This window comes from Kosakonia sp. ML.JS2a (assembly GCF_025642095.1).
Lineage (GTDB): Bacteria > Pseudomonadota > Gammaproteobacteria > Enterobacterales > Enterobacteriaceae.
Genome location: NZ_CP106754.1, coordinates 4,029,641 through 4,049,095, shown reverse-complemented (window position 1 = coordinate 4,049,095; position 19,455 = coordinate 4,029,641). Strand labels below are relative to the sequence as shown.

The 19,455-nt window shown below is 53.4% G+C and carries 18 protein-coding genes; 6 read left to right on the top strand and 12 right to left on the bottom strand.

All coding sequences use genetic code 11. The features are described 5' to 3' along the window. Window positions 1–3 precede the first annotated feature (3 nt). A complete protein-coding gene (gene ispA, locus N7922_RS19185) occupies window positions 4–903 on the bottom strand; it encodes a (2E,6E)-farnesyl diphosphate synthase (RefSeq protein ID WP_263097810.1) in 900 nt (299 codons plus the stop codon). Continuing rightward, window positions 904–1,146, bottom strand: a complete 243-nt coding sequence (gene xseB / locus N7922_RS19180; RefSeq protein WP_263097809.1) for an exodeoxyribonuclease VII small subunit — start codon at window positions 1,144–1,146, stop codon at window positions 904–906. Window positions 1,147–1,359: 213 nt separating this feature from the next. Here xseB and thiI point away from each other — a divergent pair, with 213 nt between their 5' ends. Beyond that, window positions 1,360–2,808, top strand: coding sequence for a tRNA uracil 4-sulfurtransferase ThiI (gene thiI / locus N7922_RS19175; RefSeq protein ID WP_263097808.1), 1,449 nt, complete (start codon window positions 1,360–1,362; stop codon window positions 2,806–2,808). 44 nt (window positions 2,809–2,852) lie between these two features. On the opposite strand, the gene yajL is transcribed toward thiI, so the two are convergent. Next, window positions 2,853–3,443, bottom strand: a complete 591-nt coding sequence (gene yajL, locus N7922_RS19170; RefSeq protein ID WP_263097807.1) for a protein deglycase YajL — start codon at window positions 3,441–3,443, stop codon at window positions 2,853–2,855. Next, window positions 3,406–4,317, bottom strand: coding sequence for a 2-dehydropantoate 2-reductase (gene panE, locus N7922_RS19165; RefSeq protein WP_263097806.1), 912 nt, complete (start codon window positions 4,315–4,317; stop codon window positions 3,406–3,408). The genes yajL and panE overlap by 38 nt, the downstream gene beginning before the upstream one ends. Before the next feature lie 139 nt (window positions 4,318–4,456). On the opposite strand from panE, the gene N7922_RS19160 reads away from it, so the two are divergent. Continuing rightward, entirely contained in the window at window positions 4,457–4,948 is a 492-nt protein-coding gene (locus N7922_RS19160; RefSeq protein ID WP_263097805.1) for a YajQ family cyclic di-GMP-binding protein, read from the top strand. Window positions 4,949–4,985: 37 nt separating this feature from the next. Here N7922_RS19160 and N7922_RS19155 read toward each other — a convergent pair whose 3' ends face one another. The 6 genes from N7922_RS19155 to cyoA form a co-directional block, all read right to left on the bottom strand. Next, window positions 4,986–6,347, bottom strand: coding sequence for an MFS transporter (locus N7922_RS19155; protein ID WP_263097804.1), 1,362 nt, complete (start codon window positions 6,345–6,347; stop codon window positions 4,986–4,988). 146 nt (window positions 6,348–6,493) lie between these two features. Further along, on the bottom strand, window positions 6,494–7,381 hold the full coding sequence (cyoE, locus tag N7922_RS19150; RefSeq protein WP_263097803.1) for a heme o synthase: 888 nt from the start codon (window positions 7,379–7,381) through the stop codon (window positions 6,494–6,496). Between the two features lie 11 nt (window positions 7,382–7,392). Then, window positions 7,393–7,719 (bottom strand): cytochrome o ubiquinol oxidase subunit IV, encoded by a 327-nt coding sequence (locus tag N7922_RS19145; protein ID WP_061497195.1) that lies wholly within the window; start codon window positions 7,717–7,719, stop codon window positions 7,393–7,395. After that, window positions 7,719–8,333 (bottom strand): cytochrome o ubiquinol oxidase subunit III, encoded by a 615-nt coding sequence (locus N7922_RS19140; RefSeq protein ID WP_263097802.1) that lies wholly within the window; start codon window positions 8,331–8,333, stop codon window positions 7,719–7,721. Before N7922_RS19140 ends, N7922_RS19145 begins: the two co-directional genes overlap by 1 nt. Beyond that, window positions 8,323–10,314 (bottom strand): cytochrome o ubiquinol oxidase subunit I, encoded by a 1,992-nt coding sequence (gene cyoB, locus N7922_RS19135; protein WP_263097801.1) that lies wholly within the window; start codon window positions 10,312–10,314, stop codon window positions 8,323–8,325. Before cyoB ends, N7922_RS19140 begins: the two co-directional genes overlap by 11 nt. Window positions 10,315–10,333: 19 nt before the next feature. Beyond that, entirely contained in the window at window positions 10,334–11,281 is a 948-nt protein-coding gene (gene cyoA / locus N7922_RS19130) for a cytochrome o ubiquinol oxidase subunit II (RefSeq protein ID WP_263097800.1), read from the bottom strand. A gap of 542 nt (window positions 11,282–11,823) precedes the next feature. Between cyoA and N7922_RS19125 the strand changes: the two genes are divergently transcribed. Both N7922_RS19125 and N7922_RS19120 read left to right on the top strand, forming a co-directional pair. Further along, window positions 11,824–13,530, top strand: coding sequence for an Hsp70 family protein (locus N7922_RS19125; RefSeq protein WP_263097799.1), 1,707 nt, complete (start codon window positions 11,824–11,826; stop codon window positions 13,528–13,530). Between the two features lies 1 nt (window position 13,531). Continuing rightward, the gene (locus tag N7922_RS19120; RefSeq protein WP_263097798.1) at window positions 13,532–14,863 is read left to right on the top strand and encodes a J domain-containing protein; all 1,332 of its coding nucleotides are present in this window, start codon (window positions 13,532–13,534) and stop codon (window positions 14,861–14,863) included. A 40-nt stretch (window positions 14,864–14,903) separates the two neighbouring features. Here N7922_RS19120 and ampG read toward each other — a convergent pair whose 3' ends face one another. Together ampG and N7922_RS19110 are read right to left on the bottom strand one after the other, a co-directional pair. Beyond that, window positions 14,904–16,379: a muropeptide MFS transporter AmpG gene (gene ampG, locus N7922_RS19115; protein WP_263097797.1), complete on the bottom strand. Its 1,476-nt coding sequence runs from the start codon at window positions 16,377–16,379 to the stop codon at window positions 14,904–14,906. Window positions 16,380–16,419: 40 nt separating this feature from the next. Continuing rightward, the gene (locus tag N7922_RS19110) at window positions 16,420–16,998 is read right to left on the bottom strand and encodes a lipoprotein (protein ID WP_263097796.1); all 579 of its coding nucleotides are present in this window, start codon (window positions 16,996–16,998) and stop codon (window positions 16,420–16,422) included. Window positions 16,999–17,301: 303 nt separating this feature from the next. Between N7922_RS19110 and bolA the strand changes: the two genes are divergently transcribed. Together bolA and tig are read left to right on the top strand one after the other, a co-directional pair. Next, window positions 17,302–17,619: a transcriptional regulator BolA gene (gene bolA / locus N7922_RS19105; protein ID WP_061500132.1), complete on the top strand. Its 318-nt coding sequence runs from the start codon at window positions 17,302–17,304 to the stop codon at window positions 17,617–17,619. A gap of 350 nt (window positions 17,620–17,969) precedes the next feature. Beyond that, window positions 17,970–19,268 (top strand): trigger factor, encoded by a 1,299-nt coding sequence (gene tig / locus N7922_RS19100; RefSeq protein ID WP_263097795.1) that lies wholly within the window; start codon window positions 17,970–17,972, stop codon window positions 19,266–19,268. Window positions 19,269–19,455: the final 187 nt, after the last annotated feature.

Below are 19,455 nucleotides of genomic sequence, written 5' to 3'. Positions count from 1 at the left end.
GGTTTATTTATCACGCTGGATTATGTAATTCGCCAGTGCTTCCAGTGCCGTTGTATCCAGTGATTGCGCCGACAGCTGGCTTAGCGCCTGGCGGGCATCGTCAATCAGGTCGCGGGCTTTTGTCCGGGCTTGCTCAAGGCCCAGCAGTGCAGGATAGGTGCTTTTACCAAGTTGCTGATCGGCGCCCTGGCGCTTACCAAGCGTCGCAGTATCGCCGACAACATCCAGAATGTCATCCTGAACCTGGAAAGCCAGACCGATGTTTTCCGCATAGCGATCGAGCAACGGCAATGCTTCCCGGCCTCTGTCGCCAGCGCTTAACGCTCCCATTCTGACCGCTGCGCGGATCAGCGCGCCGGTTTTATGGCGATGGATCTGTTCCAGTGCATCCAGCGAAACCTGCTCACCTTCTGCGGCCAGATCCAGAGCCTGACCGCCGCACATCCCGGCCGCACCGCTGGCGGTAGCCAGCTCTGAAACCAGACTCAGTCGATCGCGGGGGGCGACTTCCGGCATTGGCGCATCGGCAAGGATCGAGAACGCCAGCGTTTGCAATGCATCTCCCGCGAGGATGGCATTGGCTTCGCCAAACTTGATATGGCACGTTGGCAGACCACGGCGTAAATCATCGTCATCCATGGCGGGCAGATCGTCATGGATCAGCGAATAAGCATGAATGCACTCCACCGCAGCGGCAGGGGCATCCAGCGTTTGCCGGCTCACACCAAACATGCTGCCGGTGGCGTAAACCAGAAATGGACGCAGCCGTTTACCGCCTAATAGTGCGCCGTATTGCATGGCCTCAACCAGAGGAGTGTTCTGAAAGGGTAGCGGATCGATAAAACGACGTAGCGCGTCGTTGGCCTGATCAACACAGGTTTGCAGCTGTTGGTTAAAATCCATTTACTCGGTATCCGGTGCGAAAGGCGTAAGCGGCTCTTCTTCGTTGTCGGACAACAGGATTTGCACGCGTTGTTCCGCCTGCTGCAGTTTTACCTGTCCCTGGCGCGCCAGTTGCACGCCACGTTCAAATTCATTGAGCGCCTCTTCCAGCGGGAGATCGCCGCTTTCAAGACGAGTGACAATCTGTTCCAGTTCGCTCAGCGCAGTTTCAAAACTGGCCGGTGCGTCATTTTTCTTTGGCATAGTGAATGTCTGACTCTTCTGTTTTCCGACTCAATCCAATGACGTTATGGTAGCGAAGTCGCGGAACTAAGCAAATAACGCGCAATGGTAATGCGTTGCACAAGATCTTCGCGATGGTGGTATACTTGCGCGCCTGGATGCAGCCGCGGGTATGGGCTGCTGTATTTTTTCCCTTCACAGGCCTTACGGGCTTGCCAACGAACCATTGCCGCCATGAAGTTTATCATTAAATTGTTCCCGGAAATCACCATCAAAAGCCAATCTGTGCGTTTGCGCTTTATTAAAATTCTTACCGGGAACATTCGTAACGTTCTAAAGCAGTATGACGAGACGCTTGCTGTTGTCCGCCACTGGGACAACATTGAAGTCCGCGCCAAAGATGAAAACCAGCGTCTGGTTATCCGCGATGCACTGACCCGCATCCCGGGTATTCACCATATTCTGGAAGTGGAAGACGTCCCTTTCACTTCGCTGCACGACATTTTTGAAAAAGCGCTGGTGCAGTACCGTGAGCAGATTGAAGGTAAAACCTTCTGCGTACGCGTGAAACGCCGCGGTAAGCACGAATTCAGCTCCATTGAAGTGGAACGCTATGTCGGCGGCGGTCTGAACCAGCATGTTGAGTCGGCGCGCGTCAAACTGACTCACCCGGATGTGACGGTTAACCTCGAAATTGAAGACGATCGTCTGCTGCTGGTTAAGGGCCGTTACGAAGGTATCGGGGGTTTCCCGATTGGCACCCAGGAAGATGTGCTGTCGCTGATTTCCGGTGGGTTCGATTCCGGCGTTTCCAGTTATATGCTGATGCGCCGTGGCTGTCGCGTACACTATTGCTTCTTTAACCTTGGCGGTGCGGCCCATGAAATCGGCGTTCGCCAGGTGGCGCATTATCTGTGGAACCGTTTTGGTAGCTCGCACCGTGTGCGTTTTGTGGCGATTAACTTTGAGCCGGTGGTCGGCGAGATCCTCGAAAAAGTGGATGACGGTCAGATGGGCGTGGTGCTGAAACGTATGATGGTACGTGCGGCATCAAAAGTGGCAGAACGCTACGGGGTGCAGGCGCTGGTTACCGGTGAAGCGCTGGGTCAGGTCTCCAGTCAGACGCTGACCAACCTGCGACTGATTGATAACGTGTCTGATACGTTGGTGCTGCGCCCGCTGATCTCCTACGACAAAGAGCACATCATCGATCTGGCGCGCGAAATCGGTACCGAAGATTTCGCCCGCACCATGCCGGAATATTGCGGCGTGATCTCCAAAAGCCCGACGGTAAAAGCGGTAAAAGCGAAGATCGAAGCGGAAGAAGCGCATTTCGATTTTGCGATTCTCGATCAGGTGGTCGCGGATGCCAGCAACATCGATATTCGTGAAATCGCCCAGCAGACCAAAGAAGACGTGGTTGAAGTTGAAACCGTCAGCGGCTTTGGTCCGAATGATGTGGTGCTGGATATTCGTTCTGTTGATGAACAGGATGACAAGCCATTACAGCTGGAGGGAGTCGACGTGGTTTCGCTGCCGTTCTACAAGCTGAGCACCAAATTTGGCGATCTCGATCAGAGCAAAACCTGGCTGCTGTGGTGTGAACGCGGTGTGATGAGTCGCCTTCAGGCGCTCTACCTGCGCGAGCAGGGCTTCCAGAACGTGAAGGTTTATCGCCCGTAAGTGAAGATGCCGGAGGGGGCAAACGCCGCCATCCGGCATACATCTTATTCGTAGTAATTATAGATCCCCGCCGCCATCACCAATTGTGAGGCTACCTCATGGGCCTTCTCGCGCCCGACCAGCAGATCAATGATTTTCAGTCCAAAGTCAATGGCGGTGCCAGGCCCCTGGCTGGTGAGTAAATTGACCCGGGGATCCCACACCACGCGTTTATCCTGCCACTGATCGGCCGGAATGGTTTCTTTAAGGCCCGGAAAACCGGTCATATTGCCGAGCGGGAAAATCTCGTGCGGCACCAGTACGGTGCCAGCCGCCGCGCAAATCGCCGCGACAATACGCCCGGAAAGATGAAACTGGCGCACCGTTTCCACCAGTAACGGACTGTCACGGAAACACTCCGCGCCTTTCAGCCCGCCAGGCAGCACGATAATGTCAAAATCGCCATCTGCGACTTCTACCAGCGGCGCATCCGCCAGCAGTTTAACGCCGCGAGAACAGGTAATAGTCAGGTTGCCATCGCTGGCGACGCTGGCGGTGGTGACGGCAATACCGCCACGCACCAGCAGATCGATAGTGGTAACCGCTTCGGTCTCTTCACTACCAGGGGCGAGACATATCAGAGCCGATGCGCTCATACTCACTCTCCTTACGTTTAATCATTTCATACAAACGGGCGTTTTCCGGCACAGCGATGCCATGCGCGCGCGCCCGTTTGAGCAAATAGCCGGTGATATAATCACATTCTGTGTGGCGCATCGCGCGCACGTCCTGCAACATTGACGAGATATTTTCCGCCGTATTTTCAATGATCTGATGTACATAAGACAGCAAATCGTCTGGCGAGATATGGTGGCCTTCACGCTCAATCACCGCGGCCACTTCGCGGGTGACTTTCTGGATCTCATCCGGAAAATCCCGCAGGTCGCCGTTTTTACAGTCACGCAGCGCGGTCAACGGGTTGATCACGCAGTTCACCGCCAGCTTGCGCCACAGCGCCGGGCGAATGGTGTTATGCCAGGCGACGTCTGGCAGCACGTCCTGCAGAATGTCCGCCAGGTAACTGAAGTCACCGTCTTGCTGCCGCGCCGGACCAATGTGGGTTGTTCCGCTGGCGACATGCACAATCACATTACCGTCACGACGGGCGGCATGGGTTGTGGTGCCTATCAGCAGAGGATTGGGCAGTGCTTTGAGTTCTTCTACGGTGCCCATACCGTTATGGATCAGTAAAACGGGCGTGGTCGGGGAGAGCACGGAGGCCAGGCCCTTCACTGCATCGGAAACCTGCCACGCTTTCAGCGTGACCAGCAGTAAGTCGCTGCGAGCCAGAAATTCAGGATCGTTGGCCGTCAGGGATTCGTTAAAAATGGAGCCGTCTTCATCAACGACATTCACACTGCAAAACGGCTGTGGAACGCGTAACCATCCTTGTACTTCATGCCCGTGCTTACACAAGGCCGTTAACCACAATTGCCCTAAAGCACCGCATCCGAGTACGGTAATTCTCATTTATCCTCCTCACCTGCAACTGCGCCAGGTGTTGCTTCAACCATTATAGCGCTGTCAGCTAAGCTTCCAGTATTACAAGTTGAGTTATGCATCGTTGCGGGTATTATGCATCGCAACAAATACAGAGGGAGAAGAAAAGATGCCATCTTTCGATATTGTTTCCGAAGTTGAAATGCGTGAAGTGCAAAACGGCGTAGAGAATGCGACCCGTGAACTGGCAACACGCTTTGATTTTCGCAACATTGAAGCCACTTTCGAACTGAACGAAGAAAAACAGACGATTAAGGTACTGAGCGAATCAGATTTTCAGGTTAACCAGTTGCTGGATATTCTGCGCGGTAAACTGCTGAAACGCGGTATTGAAGGCGCGTCGCTTGAGGTGCCGGAAGAGTTTGTTCACAGCGGCAAAACCTGGTTTGTGGAAGCGAAACTGAAGCAGGGCATTGATGCGCCGACAGCGAAGAAAATCATCAAGCTGATTAAAGACAGCAAACTGAAAGTGCAGGCGCAGATCCAGGGCGAAGAGATCCGCGTTACCGGGAAATCCCGCGATGACCTGCAATCCGTGATGGCGCTGGTGCGCAGCGGCAATTTAGGTCAGCCGTTCCAGTTCAAAAACTTCCGCGACTGATGTCAAACTACCTCTCCCGTAAGGGAGAGGCGTTAATTTAGCCTGCAATGGCCTGCTCAACCTCAAAACGGTTGGTCACTTTGCTGTCGATTTTGACATAAGCGCTACGCTCTTCCGCCACTACCATCACTTCACTTACCCCGGCTTTGGCTTGCAGACGCTGCGTGAGCGCCGCATCGATCGCGACATCATCCGGAATAGCGATACGTAGGCTACTGACGTAAGGTGGTTCTTGCATCGTGCCGGCAACCAGTAACCAGACCGCCGCCAGCAGCGCGCCGGCCAGAAATACGGTTTGCGAGTCGAACAAGCCATCTACCCAGCCTCCGAGCGCACCACCAATCGCCACACCAATAAACTGGCTGGTGGAGTAAATCCCCATCGCTGTCCCTTTGTAACCGGCAGGCGCTTCCTTGCTGATTAACGAAGGCAACAACGCTTCCATCAGGTTAAAGGCAAGGAAGAAAAGCTGCACCCCGATCACGATTTCCCAGAAGTGCGGCCCGGCACCCCACAGCACAATTTCAGCAATCAGCAGCAGCGCCACGCAGAACAGGAATACGCGTTTCATGCGGCGTTTCATTTCGGCGTAAATAATAAACGGCACCACCGAGACGAAGGAAACCAGCATGGTGATCAGGTAGATTTTCCAGTGTTCCGGCGCGGGGAAGCCAGCTGATTCGAGCTGACCGGGCAGAGCCACAAAGGTCGACATCAGTAAAATATGCAGGCACATAATGCCAAAATTGAGCTTCAGCAATTTGGGGTTGACCATCACCATACGGAAACAGTCTTTCACCATGCCCGACTCGCGGTTTCGCACGTGATACTGGCTGTTCGGCACCACCCACAGGGTGAGTGCGATACCCGCCAGCGCCAGTCCGGCAATCATCCAGAACAGGGCATGCAGGCCCAACTGGTGGGTGATTATCGGACCCAACACCATGGCGATGGCGAAGGTAACGCCAAAGCTGACGCCGATAAATGCCATCGCTTTTGTGCGGTTCTGTTCACGGGTGAGATCGGAAAGCAGCGCCATAACGGCGGCAGCAATGGCACCGGACCCCTGTAATGCGCGGCCAAGGATAATGCCCCAGATTGAATCGGAGAGTGCGGCAATGACGCTGCCGACGACAAAGATCGCCAGCCCGCCGACAATCAGCGGCTTACGCCCGATCCGGTCCGATAGCAGACCGAACGGAATTTGAAATACTGCCTGCGCGAGGCCGTAAATGCCAATCGCCAGGCCTATCAGGGCTTCGCTGGCGCCCTGCAGCGCCATACCATAGGTGGTGAGAACGGGCAGGACCATAAACATGCCAAGCATGCGCAATGAGAAAACAGTCCCTAAACCCCAGGTGGCGCGCAACTCGCCTGGCGTCATCTTGTAATCGTTCATTACTACCTCAAATTGAAAACCGGACATAGTGTAGTGCGGGGGCAGGGCGGGGTAAATAACAGCTTGATTAACAAATATTACCCTTCGGTTTCGGTGCGGCAGAATGAAAAAAGGGTGCCGAAGCACCCTTTATATCGCGGTATGGATCACCAGACGTAAGTCAGCAGACTGTGCGAATCCGGCACCATAAAATCAACGGACATCATCACGGAGAGCGAAGTGATAGCGACAATCGAGAAGACGAACAGTTTGCGCGCCCACACTTTGTCATCCGCCACTTTATAGCCGCGCAGCGCCATTCCTAACCACCAGAGGCTGACTGCTGCGGCAACGACCAGGTATTTGTAACCGGCGTAACCGCCCAGCGACAGCATCAGTGTGGCGATGGCAAACGCGAGGATATACAGCGTGATATGGTTTTTGGCTACGGAAATGCCCTTGACTACCGGCAGTACCGGAATGTTCGCCGCCTGATAATCCTTAAAACGGAAAATCGCAATGGCGTAGGAGTGCGGCATCTGCCAGAGGCTAAAAATAGCCAGCAGGATCAGCGCACCGCTGTCGAACTCGTTGGTCACTGCGCAGTAGCCAATCACCGGCGGCGCGGCGCCGGAGAGAGAGCCGATCAGTGTACCGTAAACGGAGTGACGTTTCATATACAGGCTGTAGACGCCCACATACACCACGAACCCCATTACCCCCAGCCAGCAGGCCAGCGGATTAGCACCAAACCACAGCAGCATAAAGCCAGCAATACCCAACAAGGCGGCGTACACCAGCGACACGTTTGGCGAGATCAGCCCTCTGACCAGCACACGGTTTTTCGTCCGCTCCATCTTTTTATCGATGTCACGGTCGATGTAGTTGTTGAATACACAACCCGAGGCGACCACCAACGACACGCCAATCAGCGTGTAGACGAACAGGGGATAGTCAATGTGGCCTTTGGAAGCCAGCAGGAACCCCCCGATCACGGAGATCAGATTGCCAAAAATAATGCCCGGTTTCGTTACTTGCAGGTATTGCTTAAACATACTCGCCGCTCTTAGTGAACCATCATGTTGTAGTTCAGGTTCCACATAATCCAGATTGAACCCACTACCAGGATAGCGATGATAATCACGGTAAAGATAAAGGCGGTAAGGTTCCAGCCTTCATCAGACTTGGTGTTCATGTGCAGGAAGCAAACCAGATGCACCAGAATCTGTACTACGGCGGTGATCAGGATAGTGCCCAGAATCACCGGCTTAGACGCAGACCCGCTCATCACCATCCAGAACGGGATCACCGTCAGGATGATCGACAGGATAAAACCTGTCATGTAGGTTTTTACGCTGCCGTGGGAAGCGCCATGATCGTTAGTATGACTCATTACATCGCCCCCATCAGATAGACAACAGAGAACACGCAAATCCACACCACGTCCAGGAAGTGCCAGAACAGGCTCAGGCACATGATACGGGTACGGTTGATGCTGGTCAGGCCGCGACGGGATACCTGGAACATCAGTACCGCCATCCAGATCAGGCCAGACGTTACGTGCAGACCGTGGGTGCCGACCAGCGCAAAGAACGCTGACAGGAAGCCGCTACGATCCGGACCCATACCTTCGACGATCAGGTGGTGGAACTCGTAGAGTTCCATCCCGATAAAGCCTGCACCAAACAACCAGGTCAACGCCAGCCAGGAGACAACCTGGCTTTTGTTGTTTTTGTACATGGCGATAGCCGCCATGCCGTAGGTGATGGAGCTGAACAACAGCAGCGCGGTTTCGACCAGAACGAACGGCAGTTCAAAGATATCCTTGCCGGTCGGACCGCCCGCTGTGCCGTTCACCAGAACGGCATAGGTCGCGAACAGACAGCAGAACAGAATGCAGTCGCTCATCAGGTAGATCCAGAAACCGAAGACTTTATTCGGTCCTGCATCATGATGCCCATGTTCGTGCGCGTGGGCGTGCGCGTTGGTCAGAGTATCAGTTGCCATTTTTCAGCCCTGCTTTAGTGATCTCATCGAAATGCTGGTTTTCCAGTTTCTCGATTTCTGCAACCGGTACGTAGTAATCCACGTCCTCGTCGAAGCTTTTCACAATCCAGCTAATTACGATGCCAGCAAAGCCGACAATCGCCATCCACCAGATGTGCCAGATCATGGCGAAACCAAACACCGTGGCAAAGGCCGCGATAACAATACCGGCGCCGCTGTTTTTCGGCATATGAATTTCTTCATAGTGCGCCGGCTGTTTGTACGCTTCACCTTTCTCTTTCATTTCCCAGAATGCGTCACGCTCGTGAATCTGCGGAACATGGGCAAAGTTGTAGAACGGCGGTGGAGAGGAGGTTGCCCACTCCAGCGTACGGCCACCCCACGGGTCACCGGTCAGGTCACGGTTCTGATCGCGGTCGCGAACGGAAACGTAGATCTGAATCAGCAGGCACAGGATGCCGATGGCGATCAGCGCTGCACCACATGCGGCAACGATCAGCATGCTATGGAACTGCGGATCGATCTGCTGGCTCAGACGACGGGTCATGCCCATAAAGCCCAGCACGTACAGCGGCATAAAGGCCACGAAGAAGCCGATGATCCAGAACCAGAATGCGCGTTTACCCCAGGTTTCGTTCAGGGTGTAACCGAAGGCTTTCGGCCACCAGTACGTCAGACCTGCGAAGCAACCGAACACCACGCCGCCGATGATTACGTTATGGAAGTGCGCAATCAGGAACAGGCTGTTGTGCAGAACGAAGTCTGCGCCCGGAACGGCCAGCAGCACACCGGTCATCCCACCTACGGAGAAGGTGACAATAAAGCCGATGGTCCACAGCATTGCAGAGTGGAACACAATGCGGCCCTGGTACATGGTGAACAGCCAGTTGAAAATCTTCACCCCGGTCGGGATGGCGATAATCATCGTGGTGATACCGAAGAAGGCGTTAACGTTCGCACCAGCACCCATGGTGAAGAAGTGGTGCAGCCAAACGATAAACGACAGGACGGTAATACACACGGTCGCCCACACCAGTGAGGTGTAGCCAAACAGGCGTTTACGCGAGAAGGTGGCGGTAATTTCGGAGAACACCCCGAACACCGGCAGCACCAGAATGTACACTTCCGGATGGCCCCAGGCCCAAATCAGGTTGATGTACATCATCATGTTGCCACCCATATCGTTGGTAAAGAAATGGGTGCCCAGATAGCGATCCAAGGTTAGCAGTGCGATGGTAACGGTCAGAATCGGGAAGGAGGCGATGATCAGCACGTTAGCGCACAGAGACGCCCAGGTGAAGACCGGCATTTTGAACATCGTCATGCCCGGCGCACGCATCTTCAGAATGGTCACGAAGAAGTTGATACCGGTTAACGTCGTACCGACACCGGATAGCTGGAGACTCCAGATCCAGTAATCAACCCCGACGCCAGGACTGTATTCAATTCCCGATAGTGGCGGATAAGCCAGCCAACCTGTCTGCGCGAATTCACCCACGCCCAGAGAGATGTTAACCAGGATAACGCCGACAACCGTGAACCAGAAGCTCAGGTTGTTCAGGAACGGGAATGCCACGTCGCGCGCACCGATCTGCAGCGGAACCACGAGGTTCATCAGACCGATAACGAATGGCATTGCCACGAAGAAGATCATGATCACGCCGTGAGCGGTGAAGATCTGATCATAATGATGGGGAGGCAGGAAGCCTGCTTCGCCCGCCGAAGCCAGCGCTTGCTGACTACGCATCATCACAGCATCAGCAAAGCCACGCAGCAGCATAACAACCGCGACGAGGACATACATAATGCCAAGGCGTTTATGGTCAACCGAGGTCAACCACTCTTTCCACAGCCAGGACCACTTACCGAAGTAAGAGATCAAGCCGACTACCGCCAGACCACCGACGATAATCGCAGCGATCGTAACCATGATAATGGGTTCATGGTACGGCACTGCATCCAGTGTAAGTTTTCCGAACATCGTTTTCTTCCTCGGCCCCTTAGTGAGAGCTTTCCGCGTGGCTCATGTCCATGCCTTCCATCCCTTCGTGCTCGCTATGCTCGCCCGCAGGTTGGGTCATGTCCATGCTCTTGCCGTGGCCCATAAATTTGTTGATAACGTCTTTAAACAAATCGGGTTTCACGCTGGAGAAGTATTCAACCTTGTTGTATTCGCTTGGCGCAGCAATCTTCTCGTATGCCGCCATATCAGTGATGGCGTTTGAAGATTGTTTTGCTGTGGCGACCCACTGGTCGAATGCGGCGCGGTCCGGCGTAGCAATGGCTTTAAACTTCATACCGGAGAAGCCTGGTCCGCTATAGCTGGCGGAGATGCCATCATAGGTACCGGCTTCGTTGGCGATGAGATGCAATTTGGTTTGCATACCGGCCATCGCATAAATCTGGCTGCCCAGACGCGGGATAAAGAACGAGTTCATCACGGAGTTGGAGGTCACTTTGAATTCCACTGGCGTGTTCGCCGGGAAGGCGATCTCGTTTACGGTGGCAATGCCCTGTTCCGGGTAGATGAAGAACCATTTCCAGTCCATCGCGACCACTTCAATCGTAATTGGGTGTTCGTCATGTACCAGCGGTTTGCTCGGCTCGAGCGAGTGGGTGGTTTTCCAGGTCAATACGGCAAGGAACAGGATGATCAGAATCGGCACCGTCCAGACCACAGCTTCCACTTTATTGGAGTGTGACCAGTTAGGGCTATACTTCGCATCTTTATTGCTTGCACGGTACTTCCAGGCGAAACCAACGGCCATCAAGATGGCGGGAATAACGACAATCAACATCAGGCCAAAAGCCGTCAGTATCAGCGAACGTTGCTCCAGTCCAATCTGTCCTTTGGGGTCAAGAAGTGCAGAATCGCAACCACTGAGTAAAACAGTGCCGGCGATTAATGACAACCATCCCAAACTTTTATTGTATTTCCTGAGTCTCATTTAACGACCTCAATTCCACGGGATCTGGTGGCGCTTAAAGTGTGCGGGCATTTTACGGAAAGGTTACGTTACTGTAAACATGATTGGCATTGTGTCAGTAAGGTGTTACTGGGTTCTGCCGTTTATGTCACACGGAATGCAACAATCTGTAAAATCGGGCATTCGCACAGCCAGAGATTGAGATTATAACGAAAATATTACATTACAATCAGCGTTGAGGGTAAATTGGTATAACCAATCAATTAAATAAACATTTAATTAACATTTATCCAGCAATTACTGCACATTATTGGAACCAATGTGAAACGCGATAATTAATTACAGTGCTGAATCGTTAAAGAATAGACTTTAATTTAAAGGGCACAAAATAATTAAAGAAAAAGTATCCGTAACACGATAAATAACGATTATGCCGTAATGTAAATAACGCTTATTTATTGAGCATAATAATAACGATGGTTAATTGTTTTGCGGCGTTCTTATCTTCTGAATTGATTTTAAAGCGAAATATTACGGACCCGTCATGGCGAAGGAATGAAGTTGTGAGAGAAGAAAAAATATCTCCCATTATTGGTATCGATCTGGGCACCTCTAACAGTGCTGTCTCCTGGTTTGAACACGGCTCCCCGCGACTGATCACGGGCTCGCAGGGCGAACGCTTAACGCCATCCGTTGTCGGGCTGGATGATGAAGGGAACCTGATCATCGGCGCTGCGGCCAAAGCCCGGCTTGTCAGCCATCCACAGATGACCGTCGCCAGTTTCAAACGTTATATGGGCACCGATAAAACCTGGATGCTCGGTGAACGCCCGTTTCGCGCGGAGGAGTTGTCTGCGCTGGTGTTGCGAAAACTCAAAACGGATGCGGAAGTCGCGCTGGGTTGCCCGGTTAACCGTACGGTGATCACCGTTCCCGCCTATTTTAACGATGCGCAACGTAAAGCGGTAAAGGCCGCCGGGAAACTTGCCGGCCTTCACGTTGAGCGCCTGCTTAATGAACCGACAGCGGCAGCGCTTGCGTATGGACTTGCCGACAATAGCGAACAAAAATTTCTGATCTTCGATCTTGGCGGCGGCACCTTTGATGTGTCGATTGTCGATATGTTCGAAGGGGTTATCGAAGTCCGCGCCAGCAGCGGCGACGCCTGGCTGGGTGGCGATGACTTTACCGATGCGATTCGTCAATGGATGCTGGCGCAGTCGCCTGAGCTTGCCGGTGTGCCTTTAACCTACGCGGCTGAGCTGACTGCCCTGGCCGAAACGCTCAAACAGACGCTGAGTATGCAGGACAGCGCTGCGGCACAGCTCACTTATGCCGGTGTCACACATCAGTGGACCCTGCAGGCGGAAACTTTCGCGGAGTGCGCTGCGCCTTTACTGGCGCGGCTGAAAAAGACCGTTGTGCAGGTGCTACAGGATGCGCAGTTTGATGCGCGCGAGCTCGATCATATTATCCTCGTTGGCGGCGCAACGCGTATGGCGTTGGTGCGCCAGCTGGCCACGCGGATGTTTGGCCGCTTCCCACGTAATGAACTGAACCCGGATGAGGTCGTCGCGCTGGGGGCAGGTGTACAGGCCGGGCTTATTGCGGAAGATCATGCGCTGGACGATATCGTACTGACCGATGTTATGCCCTATTCGCTGGGCGTTGCGGTCGGCAAGCGGCTGGAAGGCGGCAACATCGACGCGGGGTATTTTATGCCGCTGATTGAACGTAACGCCTTTGTACCGGTCAGCATCGTGGAAACATTCTCAACGCTACAGGATAACCAGCGGGCAATCGAGATTGCGGTTTATCAGGGCGAGGCCCGGCGGGTCAGTGACAATTTACTGCTTGATCGTATGCAAATCGATATTCCCGCACGTCGCGCCGGAGAAGTGAGCGTCGATGTGCGTTTTACCTACACGCTGGATGGCATTCTTGAAGTGGAGTGCACCCTGCAGGGGGAGACGAAGACATCGACGATGATCATCGAAAAAGCGCCGGGTGTATTAAGCGAAGAGGAGATTGCCGAACGCCTGCGTCAGCTTGATGGCCTGAAAATGCACCCGCGCGATGTGCCGGAAAATCGTCAGTTGCTGGCTGAGGCCTCTCGCCGTTATGAGCAGCTTTTGGGGGAGCGCAGATTGATGCTGGATCACTACACCAGCCAGTTTGAAATGGCGCTGAACAGCCAGGATGTACGCCATATCGCCAGTGCACGCGAGGCGTTACGCCAGGTGCTTGCGCAGTTTGATGACGGGATGTGATGTGATGACGATTTGGGAAACCCTGGACATTGATGCCACTTCGGATGATGCAGCTATCCGCCGCGCGTATGCTCGCCAACTTAAACTGCACCGTCCTGACAAAGATCCTCAGGGGTATCAGGAACTGCGGGAAGCCTTTGACCTGGCAAAGCGGTATGCCAGTGGTATGACCCTATGGCAGACCGACGCTGTCGAAGAGGACGAGCAGCCTGTGGCTGCATCTTCTGCTACAGAAGATTACCTGCAACTTCTGGAGAAACATCACGACGTCGATTTGCACCCTGGCTGGCAGCATGATGCGCTGGAAGATGACGCGGAACGTTTTTCCGTCAGGTTGTTGGCGGATGAGTTCTCTACCCTGAATGCGTTAAGGCATTATCTGGAGCATGAACTGCCTGATGCGCTGGAGGCGCGCAGTGTCTTCAGTCAGGCGCTTGCACAGGCATTAAGCCAGCGTGAAGGGATAACTCGCGGACTGATTAATGCCGTTTCTGAAATCATGGGCTGGGGTCTGGAAAACTACCGTGCCCGCCAGTTATCGGGTCAGGTCATTGAGGCCCTTGAAACGCAGATTGCACTTAGCGAGGCCAATGACTATTGGGCCTTTCTTTCCCGACAGGGCGATGAGGATGGTGACCGTCAGGCAAAGCTGGCATGGCGGATACTGAGCGGTGAGATCAGGTCATTACCCTGGTGGACGAGGTTAATCCCCGGTTTTATTCAGGTGTTAACGGGGCAGCTTTCAACCATCAAGCAGTATCATCCGCAATTACTTGCTCGGGTGGACCCGGCGTTACAGCAATCACTCGCCACACCGGCGCTTGCGTTAAGCTGGGACGGCATTGTTGTGCTCTGGTTCTGGGGGTTTTCACTCTGGCTTGAGGTTTCCAGGTCGCCGTCGGCAGTCTGGCAGGCTGCGGTGATGCTGGTGATGATTGTTATCTATCTGTGGGGCGTGCCCCTTCTTCTTGAAGGATACGCACAAAGAAAAGTATTAGCGCGTGTGCTGTTGCCTTTCTTTTGGTTGCTGGGATGGGTAATCATGGCCGTGCCGCTGTTTCATCTCGGTCAGCTGCTGTTTTCCTATCCACCCACCGAAAAGGGCCCGGCGCGACTCGTGATGTTTGGTGTGGTCCTTGCTTATCCCGCCTGGTGGCTGATCCGCAGAAATCTCTACCGCTGGTACGCAATGCCCCTGAAAGGCGTCTCCACGATGATCATGCTGCCGATCCTGTTTCTCCGGAATTTCTCGCCCGCCATGGCGGCCGTTGGGATATTACTTTTGCCAATATTCTTCAGTCATGTCATTCGTTGGTTGTTTTTCTTCGGATAATCAGCCCTCGCGCTTGCCATTGGTGCGGCAAGCGCGATGCTTAGATGAGATGCGTCTTACGTAGCGCCAGCAAATCCAGAACACCGCCGAAAAGAATGCCTGCAATAGCCAGCAACGCGCCCCATTCCAGTAAACGTACGCCAAACGCCCACTCCGCAAGGCCGATGGCGTTCACAATCAGCACCACCAGCCAGCCTCCCAGCAACAGGCAACCCACACTTAATATGCGCAATGCCAGTTGATAGGCCGCTGCGTATTCAGTACGCCGCATAAAGCTTTCGGTGCGCTGTGTAAACTCTAGCGTTTTCTTGCACATCACCAGCAGTACCAGCCCCGGCACGGCAGCAACAATAGAGAACAGGTAGAACGTTGACCAATTGTATGTCTCCACAAACCAGCCGGCGAGAGGACCCACATATACCCGACCCACGGCGGAGAGCGCCGAAAGCAGTGCAAATTGCGTCGCGGAGAAGGACTTATTGCAGAGCGACATGAGCAACGCGACGAAGGCTGCCGTTCCCATGCCGCCGCACAGGTTCTCGAAAAACACGGCGGCGCCCATGGTGATAATGTCTTTCGCTGTTACCGACAGCAGCCAGTAACCGGCATTGGAGATGGCTTGCAGTACACCAAATATCAGCAGCGCGCGAAACAGCGACAGTCGCTGCATTAATACGCCACCGAAGAGAGCGCCGACGATGGTGGCGGCAAGCCCCAGCGTTTTGTTCACCACGCCAACTTCGCCCGCATCGAACCCGACGCCGCGAATCAAAAACGTGGTGGTCAGGCTCATGGCAAAGGCATCGCCCAGCTTATAAAGGACAATCAACAGCAGGATCAGCCAGGCATTATTACGCCCAAAGAAATCACGCAGCGGTTCGACTACCGCGCGCTCCAGCGTTTTCGGCACCGGGATCACATCTGTTGGCTCCGGCGCCAGCAGCGTGGAAATAATGCAGGGGATGAGCAGCGCCGCCATGAGCCAGTACATACCCTGCCAGCCCAGCCAGCGATCCGCCAGCCACAGCGCCAGACCGCCGGAAACCAGCATCCCGAGACGATAACCCAGCACGCTTATCGCTGCGCCAGCGCCGCGCTCTTCAAAGGGCAAAACATCGGTTTTCCAGGCGTCGAATACGATATCCTGCGATGCGGAGCAGAAGGCGATAACCACTGCCAGCGCCGCCATCCAGCGCAGGTGGTTGGCCGGATCGAGAAAACCCATACCGGCAATAGCGATCAGTAACAGAAGCTGGGTCAGCAGTAACCAGCCGCGACGCCGCCCCAATACAGGCGGGGTATAGCGGTCCATCAGCGGTGACCACAAAAATTTAAACACGTAAGCCTGGCCGACGAGGGAGAAGAATCCGATGGTTTTTAGATCGATATTCTCAACGGTCATCCACGCCTGGAGCGTGCCGCTGGTCAACGCGAGTGGCAAACCGGAAGCAAAACCGAGTATCAGCAAGATGGCTGATCTGGGTTGTGTGAATATGCGTAAGTAGTGACTGGACATGAGTGAAAAACTGGCCCGGCAGAACCGGGCCAGAAACGGATTAACGAGCGTTTTGCTTGATGAATTCGTGAATGCTGGTGTCCTGAGACATATCGGCAATGGTGTCGGTCAGTACACTGTTAACCGCATTGGCAATTTTGGTGTTGGTGGCATCAAAAGCGCCTTCAACATTGTAGCTTGCGCGGTAGTTCTTGGTCATCTTGTTGCCATTTGCTGCGGTAGCGATGATGGCGATATCCGCTTTGGTGGCGATGCTGTAACGCACGTTGCCCTGGGAAACATCGGCATACAGTTGGTTAACGATGATTTGCAGGTTAACCGCGCCGTTCGGCCCAATCATATAACCGCGCGCGGTCATCTGTTTCTCCAGCACTTCCTGCAGCAGGAAACGCAGATCGCGGGACGCCGTTAAGGTCACCAGTTGGTTGTCGCGGGTCACTTTGGCCAGCGCCTGATCCTGGCGTTGATCCGCGCCGTTAATGCTGACGGTAACGCCCATCAGGCTCGGATCCTGTTGTGGCAGGGAGATTTTCGGAGAAACGTCAATAGTGGATGGCGGGGTAGCGCAACCTGCCAGCATAAATAATGCGACCAACGGGAAGAGAAGTTTTTTTAACATGTTCATGCTCTCAAGGGATCGTAAGCTTTTATGGAGAAAATTCTCGCCATCATAACATCGCCGCCGTCAAGGGGAAGTCCTCAACGCATGTAAATTCATCGTCTTGTCCTTTTTTTCGGCGCGAATAACCTCTTTAACCGCAAACCTGGGCAAAAGTGATGACGGTTTTAGTAGAGATCATCCGCTTGAACGAGAAAATCAGACGAACGCTAATTTTTTGTTGTTTTATTGTTACGAAGACGGTAAAAGCGGCTAACATTTAAAGAGATGGCTGGCATCTCAGCGTTGTCGGAGGTGTATATCATGATGATGCGTGAACAAATTGAAGAAAAGCTAAAAGCTGAATTTGAACCCCTGTTTCTGGAGGTTGTTGATGAGAGCTATCGTCACAATGTTCCTGCCGGTTCTGAAAGTCATTTCAAAGTGGTGCTGGTAAGCGATCGCTTTACCGGCGAACGTTTTCTCAACCGCCATCGCATGATTTACGGTACGTTGACAGCAGAACTGTCTTCAACGGTGCATGCACTTGCGCTGCATACCTACACCCATAAAGAATGGGAAGGGTTGCAGGACACACTCTTCGCCTCGCCGCCCTGTCGCGGAGCCGGAACCCACGCCTAGAAAACCAGGTTGCAACGGGCTGAACTTTTCCAGTATGTTGCATGCAGATTATGTGAAAACGGCCTGCGGGCCGTTTTGTTTTGTCTGAATTTTGAGCGAGAAACGCAATTTTTTGAGCGAAATTGCTTCAGAAGTGTGAAAAATGGCGCAGCTTTGCGGCATTCCCGTTCTCGACTCATATCTGTGATGCCGCTATAATGCTGCGTCTTATTTTTCGGAATGTCTCCGGGATGATTCTGACGACAGGGAATGTATATCTGATTTGAGAGAACATTCCGGTTCTGCAAAGCGAAAAGGTTTGCTTCGCAGAGTAGAGTTGACCGAGCACTGTGATTTTTTGAGGTAACAAGATGCAAGTTTCAGTTGAAACCACTCAGGGCCTTGGGCGCCGCGTAACGATTACAATCGCTGCTGACAGCATCGAGACCGCTGTGAAGAGCGAGCTGGTCAACGTAGCGAAGAAAGTTCGCATTGACGGCTTCCGTAAGGGCAAAGTACCGATGACCGTCGTTGCTCAGCGTTATGGCGCATCTGTTCGCCAGGACGTGCTGGGCGACCTGATGAGCCGTAACTTCATCGACGCGATCATCCAGGAAAAAATCAATCCGGCTGGCGCACCGAACTATGTTCCGGGCGAATACAAACTGGGCGAAGACTTCACTTACTCCGTTGAGTTCGAAGTGTATCCGGAAGTTGAGCTGAAAGCGCTGGACACCATCGAAGTTGAAAAACCGGTTGTTGAAGTGACCGACGCTGACGTTGACACCATGCTGGAAACCCTGCGTAAACAACAAGCGACCTGGAAAGATAAAGACGGCGCTGTTGACGCAGAAGATCGCGTTACCGTTGATTTCAGCGGTTCTGTTGACGGTGAAGAGTTCGAAGGCGGCAAAGCCACTGATTTCGTACTGGCTATGGGCCAGGGCCGTATGATCCCGGGCTTCGAAGACGGTATCAAAGGTCACAAAGCGGGCGAAGAGTTCACCATCGACGTGACCTTCCCGGAAGAATACCATGCTGAAAACCTGAAAGGTAAAGCAGCGAAGTTCGCCATCAACCTGAAGAAAGTTGAAGAGCGCGAACTGCCGGAGCTGACCGAAGAGTTCATCAAACGTTTCGGCGTTGAAGATGGTTCTGTTGCAGGTCTGCGCGCTGAAGTGCGTAAAAACATGGAGCGCGAGCTGAAAGGCGCCGTGCGTAACCGCGTGAAATCTCAGGCTATCGAAGGTCTGGTTCAGGCTAACGAAATCGACGTGCCTGCTGCGCTGATCGACAGCGAAATCGACGTTCTGCGTCGTCAGGCTGCACAGCGTTTCGGCGGCAACGAGAAACAGGCTCTGGAACTGCCGCGCGAGCTGTTCGAAGAGCAGGCTAAACGCCGCGTTGTTGTTGGTCTGCTGCTGGGCGAAGTGATTCGCACCAACGAGCTGAAAGCTGACGAAGCCCGTGTGAAAGGCCTGATCGAAGAGATGGCGTCTGCCTACGAAGATCCGACCGAAGTTATCGAGTTCTACAGCAAAAACAAAGAGCTGATGGACAACATGCGTAACGTCGCGCTGGAAGAACAAGCGGTTGAAGCGGTTCTGGAAAAAGCGAAAGTGACTGAGAAAGCCACTTCCTTTAACGAACTGATGAACCAGCAGGCTTAATCGACTTCTGCGATAGCTAAAATCAATAAGCCCGTCACCTGCAGGTGACGGGCTTTTTTTATCGCATCGACATTATCAGATCTGTGCTAAAAGAGCGTTTCAGTGTTAGCGTAACAGCAAAAGATTGTTATGCTTGAAAACAGGCAGTGTCATCCCCACTAAGGGAATAGTGACAGTAAAACTCTGG

Bases quoted from the DNA above. Each gene is read 5' to 3' on its own strand.
- ispA (WP_263097810.1), bottom strand. From the start codon at position 903: ATGGATTTTAACCAACAGCTGCAAACCTGTGTTGATCAGGCCAACGAC.
- xseB (WP_263097809.1), bottom strand. From the start codon at position 1,146: ATGCCAAAGAAAAATGACGCACCGGCCAGTTTTGAAACTGCGCTGAGC.
- thiI (WP_263097808.1), top strand. From the start codon at position 1,360: ATGAAGTTTATCATTAAATTGTTCCCGGAAATCACCATCAAAAGCCAA.
- yajL (WP_263097807.1), bottom strand. From the start codon at position 3,443: ATGAGCGCATCGGCTCTGATATGTCTCGCCCCTGGTAGTGAAGAGACC.
- panE (WP_263097806.1), bottom strand. From the start codon at position 4,317: ATGAGAATTACCGTACTCGGATGCGGTGCTTTAGGGCAATTGTGGTTA.
- N7922_RS19160 (WP_263097805.1), top strand. From the start codon at position 4,457: ATGCCATCTTTCGATATTGTTTCCGAAGTTGAAATGCGTGAAGTGCAA.
- N7922_RS19155 (WP_263097804.1), bottom strand. From the start codon at position 6,347: ATGAACGATTACAAGATGACGCCAGGCGAGTTGCGCGCCACCTGGGGT.
- cyoE (WP_263097803.1), bottom strand. From the start codon at position 7,381: ATGTTTAAGCAATACCTGCAAGTAACGAAACCGGGCATTATTTTTGGC.
- N7922_RS19145 (WP_061497195.1), bottom strand. From the start codon at position 7,719: ATGAGTCATACTAACGATCATGGCGCTTCCCACGGCAGCGTAAAAACC.
- N7922_RS19140 (WP_263097802.1), bottom strand. From the start codon at position 8,333: ATGGCAACTGATACTCTGACCAACGCGCACGCCCACGCGCACGAACAT.
- cyoB (WP_263097801.1), bottom strand. From the start codon at position 10,314: ATGTTCGGAAAACTTACACTGGATGCAGTGCCGTACCATGAACCCATT.
- cyoA (WP_263097800.1), bottom strand. From the start codon at position 11,281: ATGAGACTCAGGAAATACAATAAAAGTTTGGGATGGTTGTCATTAATC.
- ampG (WP_263097797.1), bottom strand. From the start codon at position 16,379: ATGTCCAGTCACTACTTACGCATATTCACACAACCCAGATCAGCCATC.
- N7922_RS19110 (WP_263097796.1), bottom strand. From the start codon at position 16,998: ATGTTAAAAAAACTTCTCTTCCCGTTGGTCGCATTATTTATGCTGGCA.
- bolA (WP_061500132.1), top strand. From the start codon at position 17,302: ATGATGATGCGTGAACAAATTGAAGAAAAGCTAAAAGCTGAATTTGAA.
- tig (WP_263097795.1), top strand. From the start codon at position 17,970: ATGCAAGTTTCAGTTGAAACCACTCAGGGCCTTGGGCGCCGCGTAACG.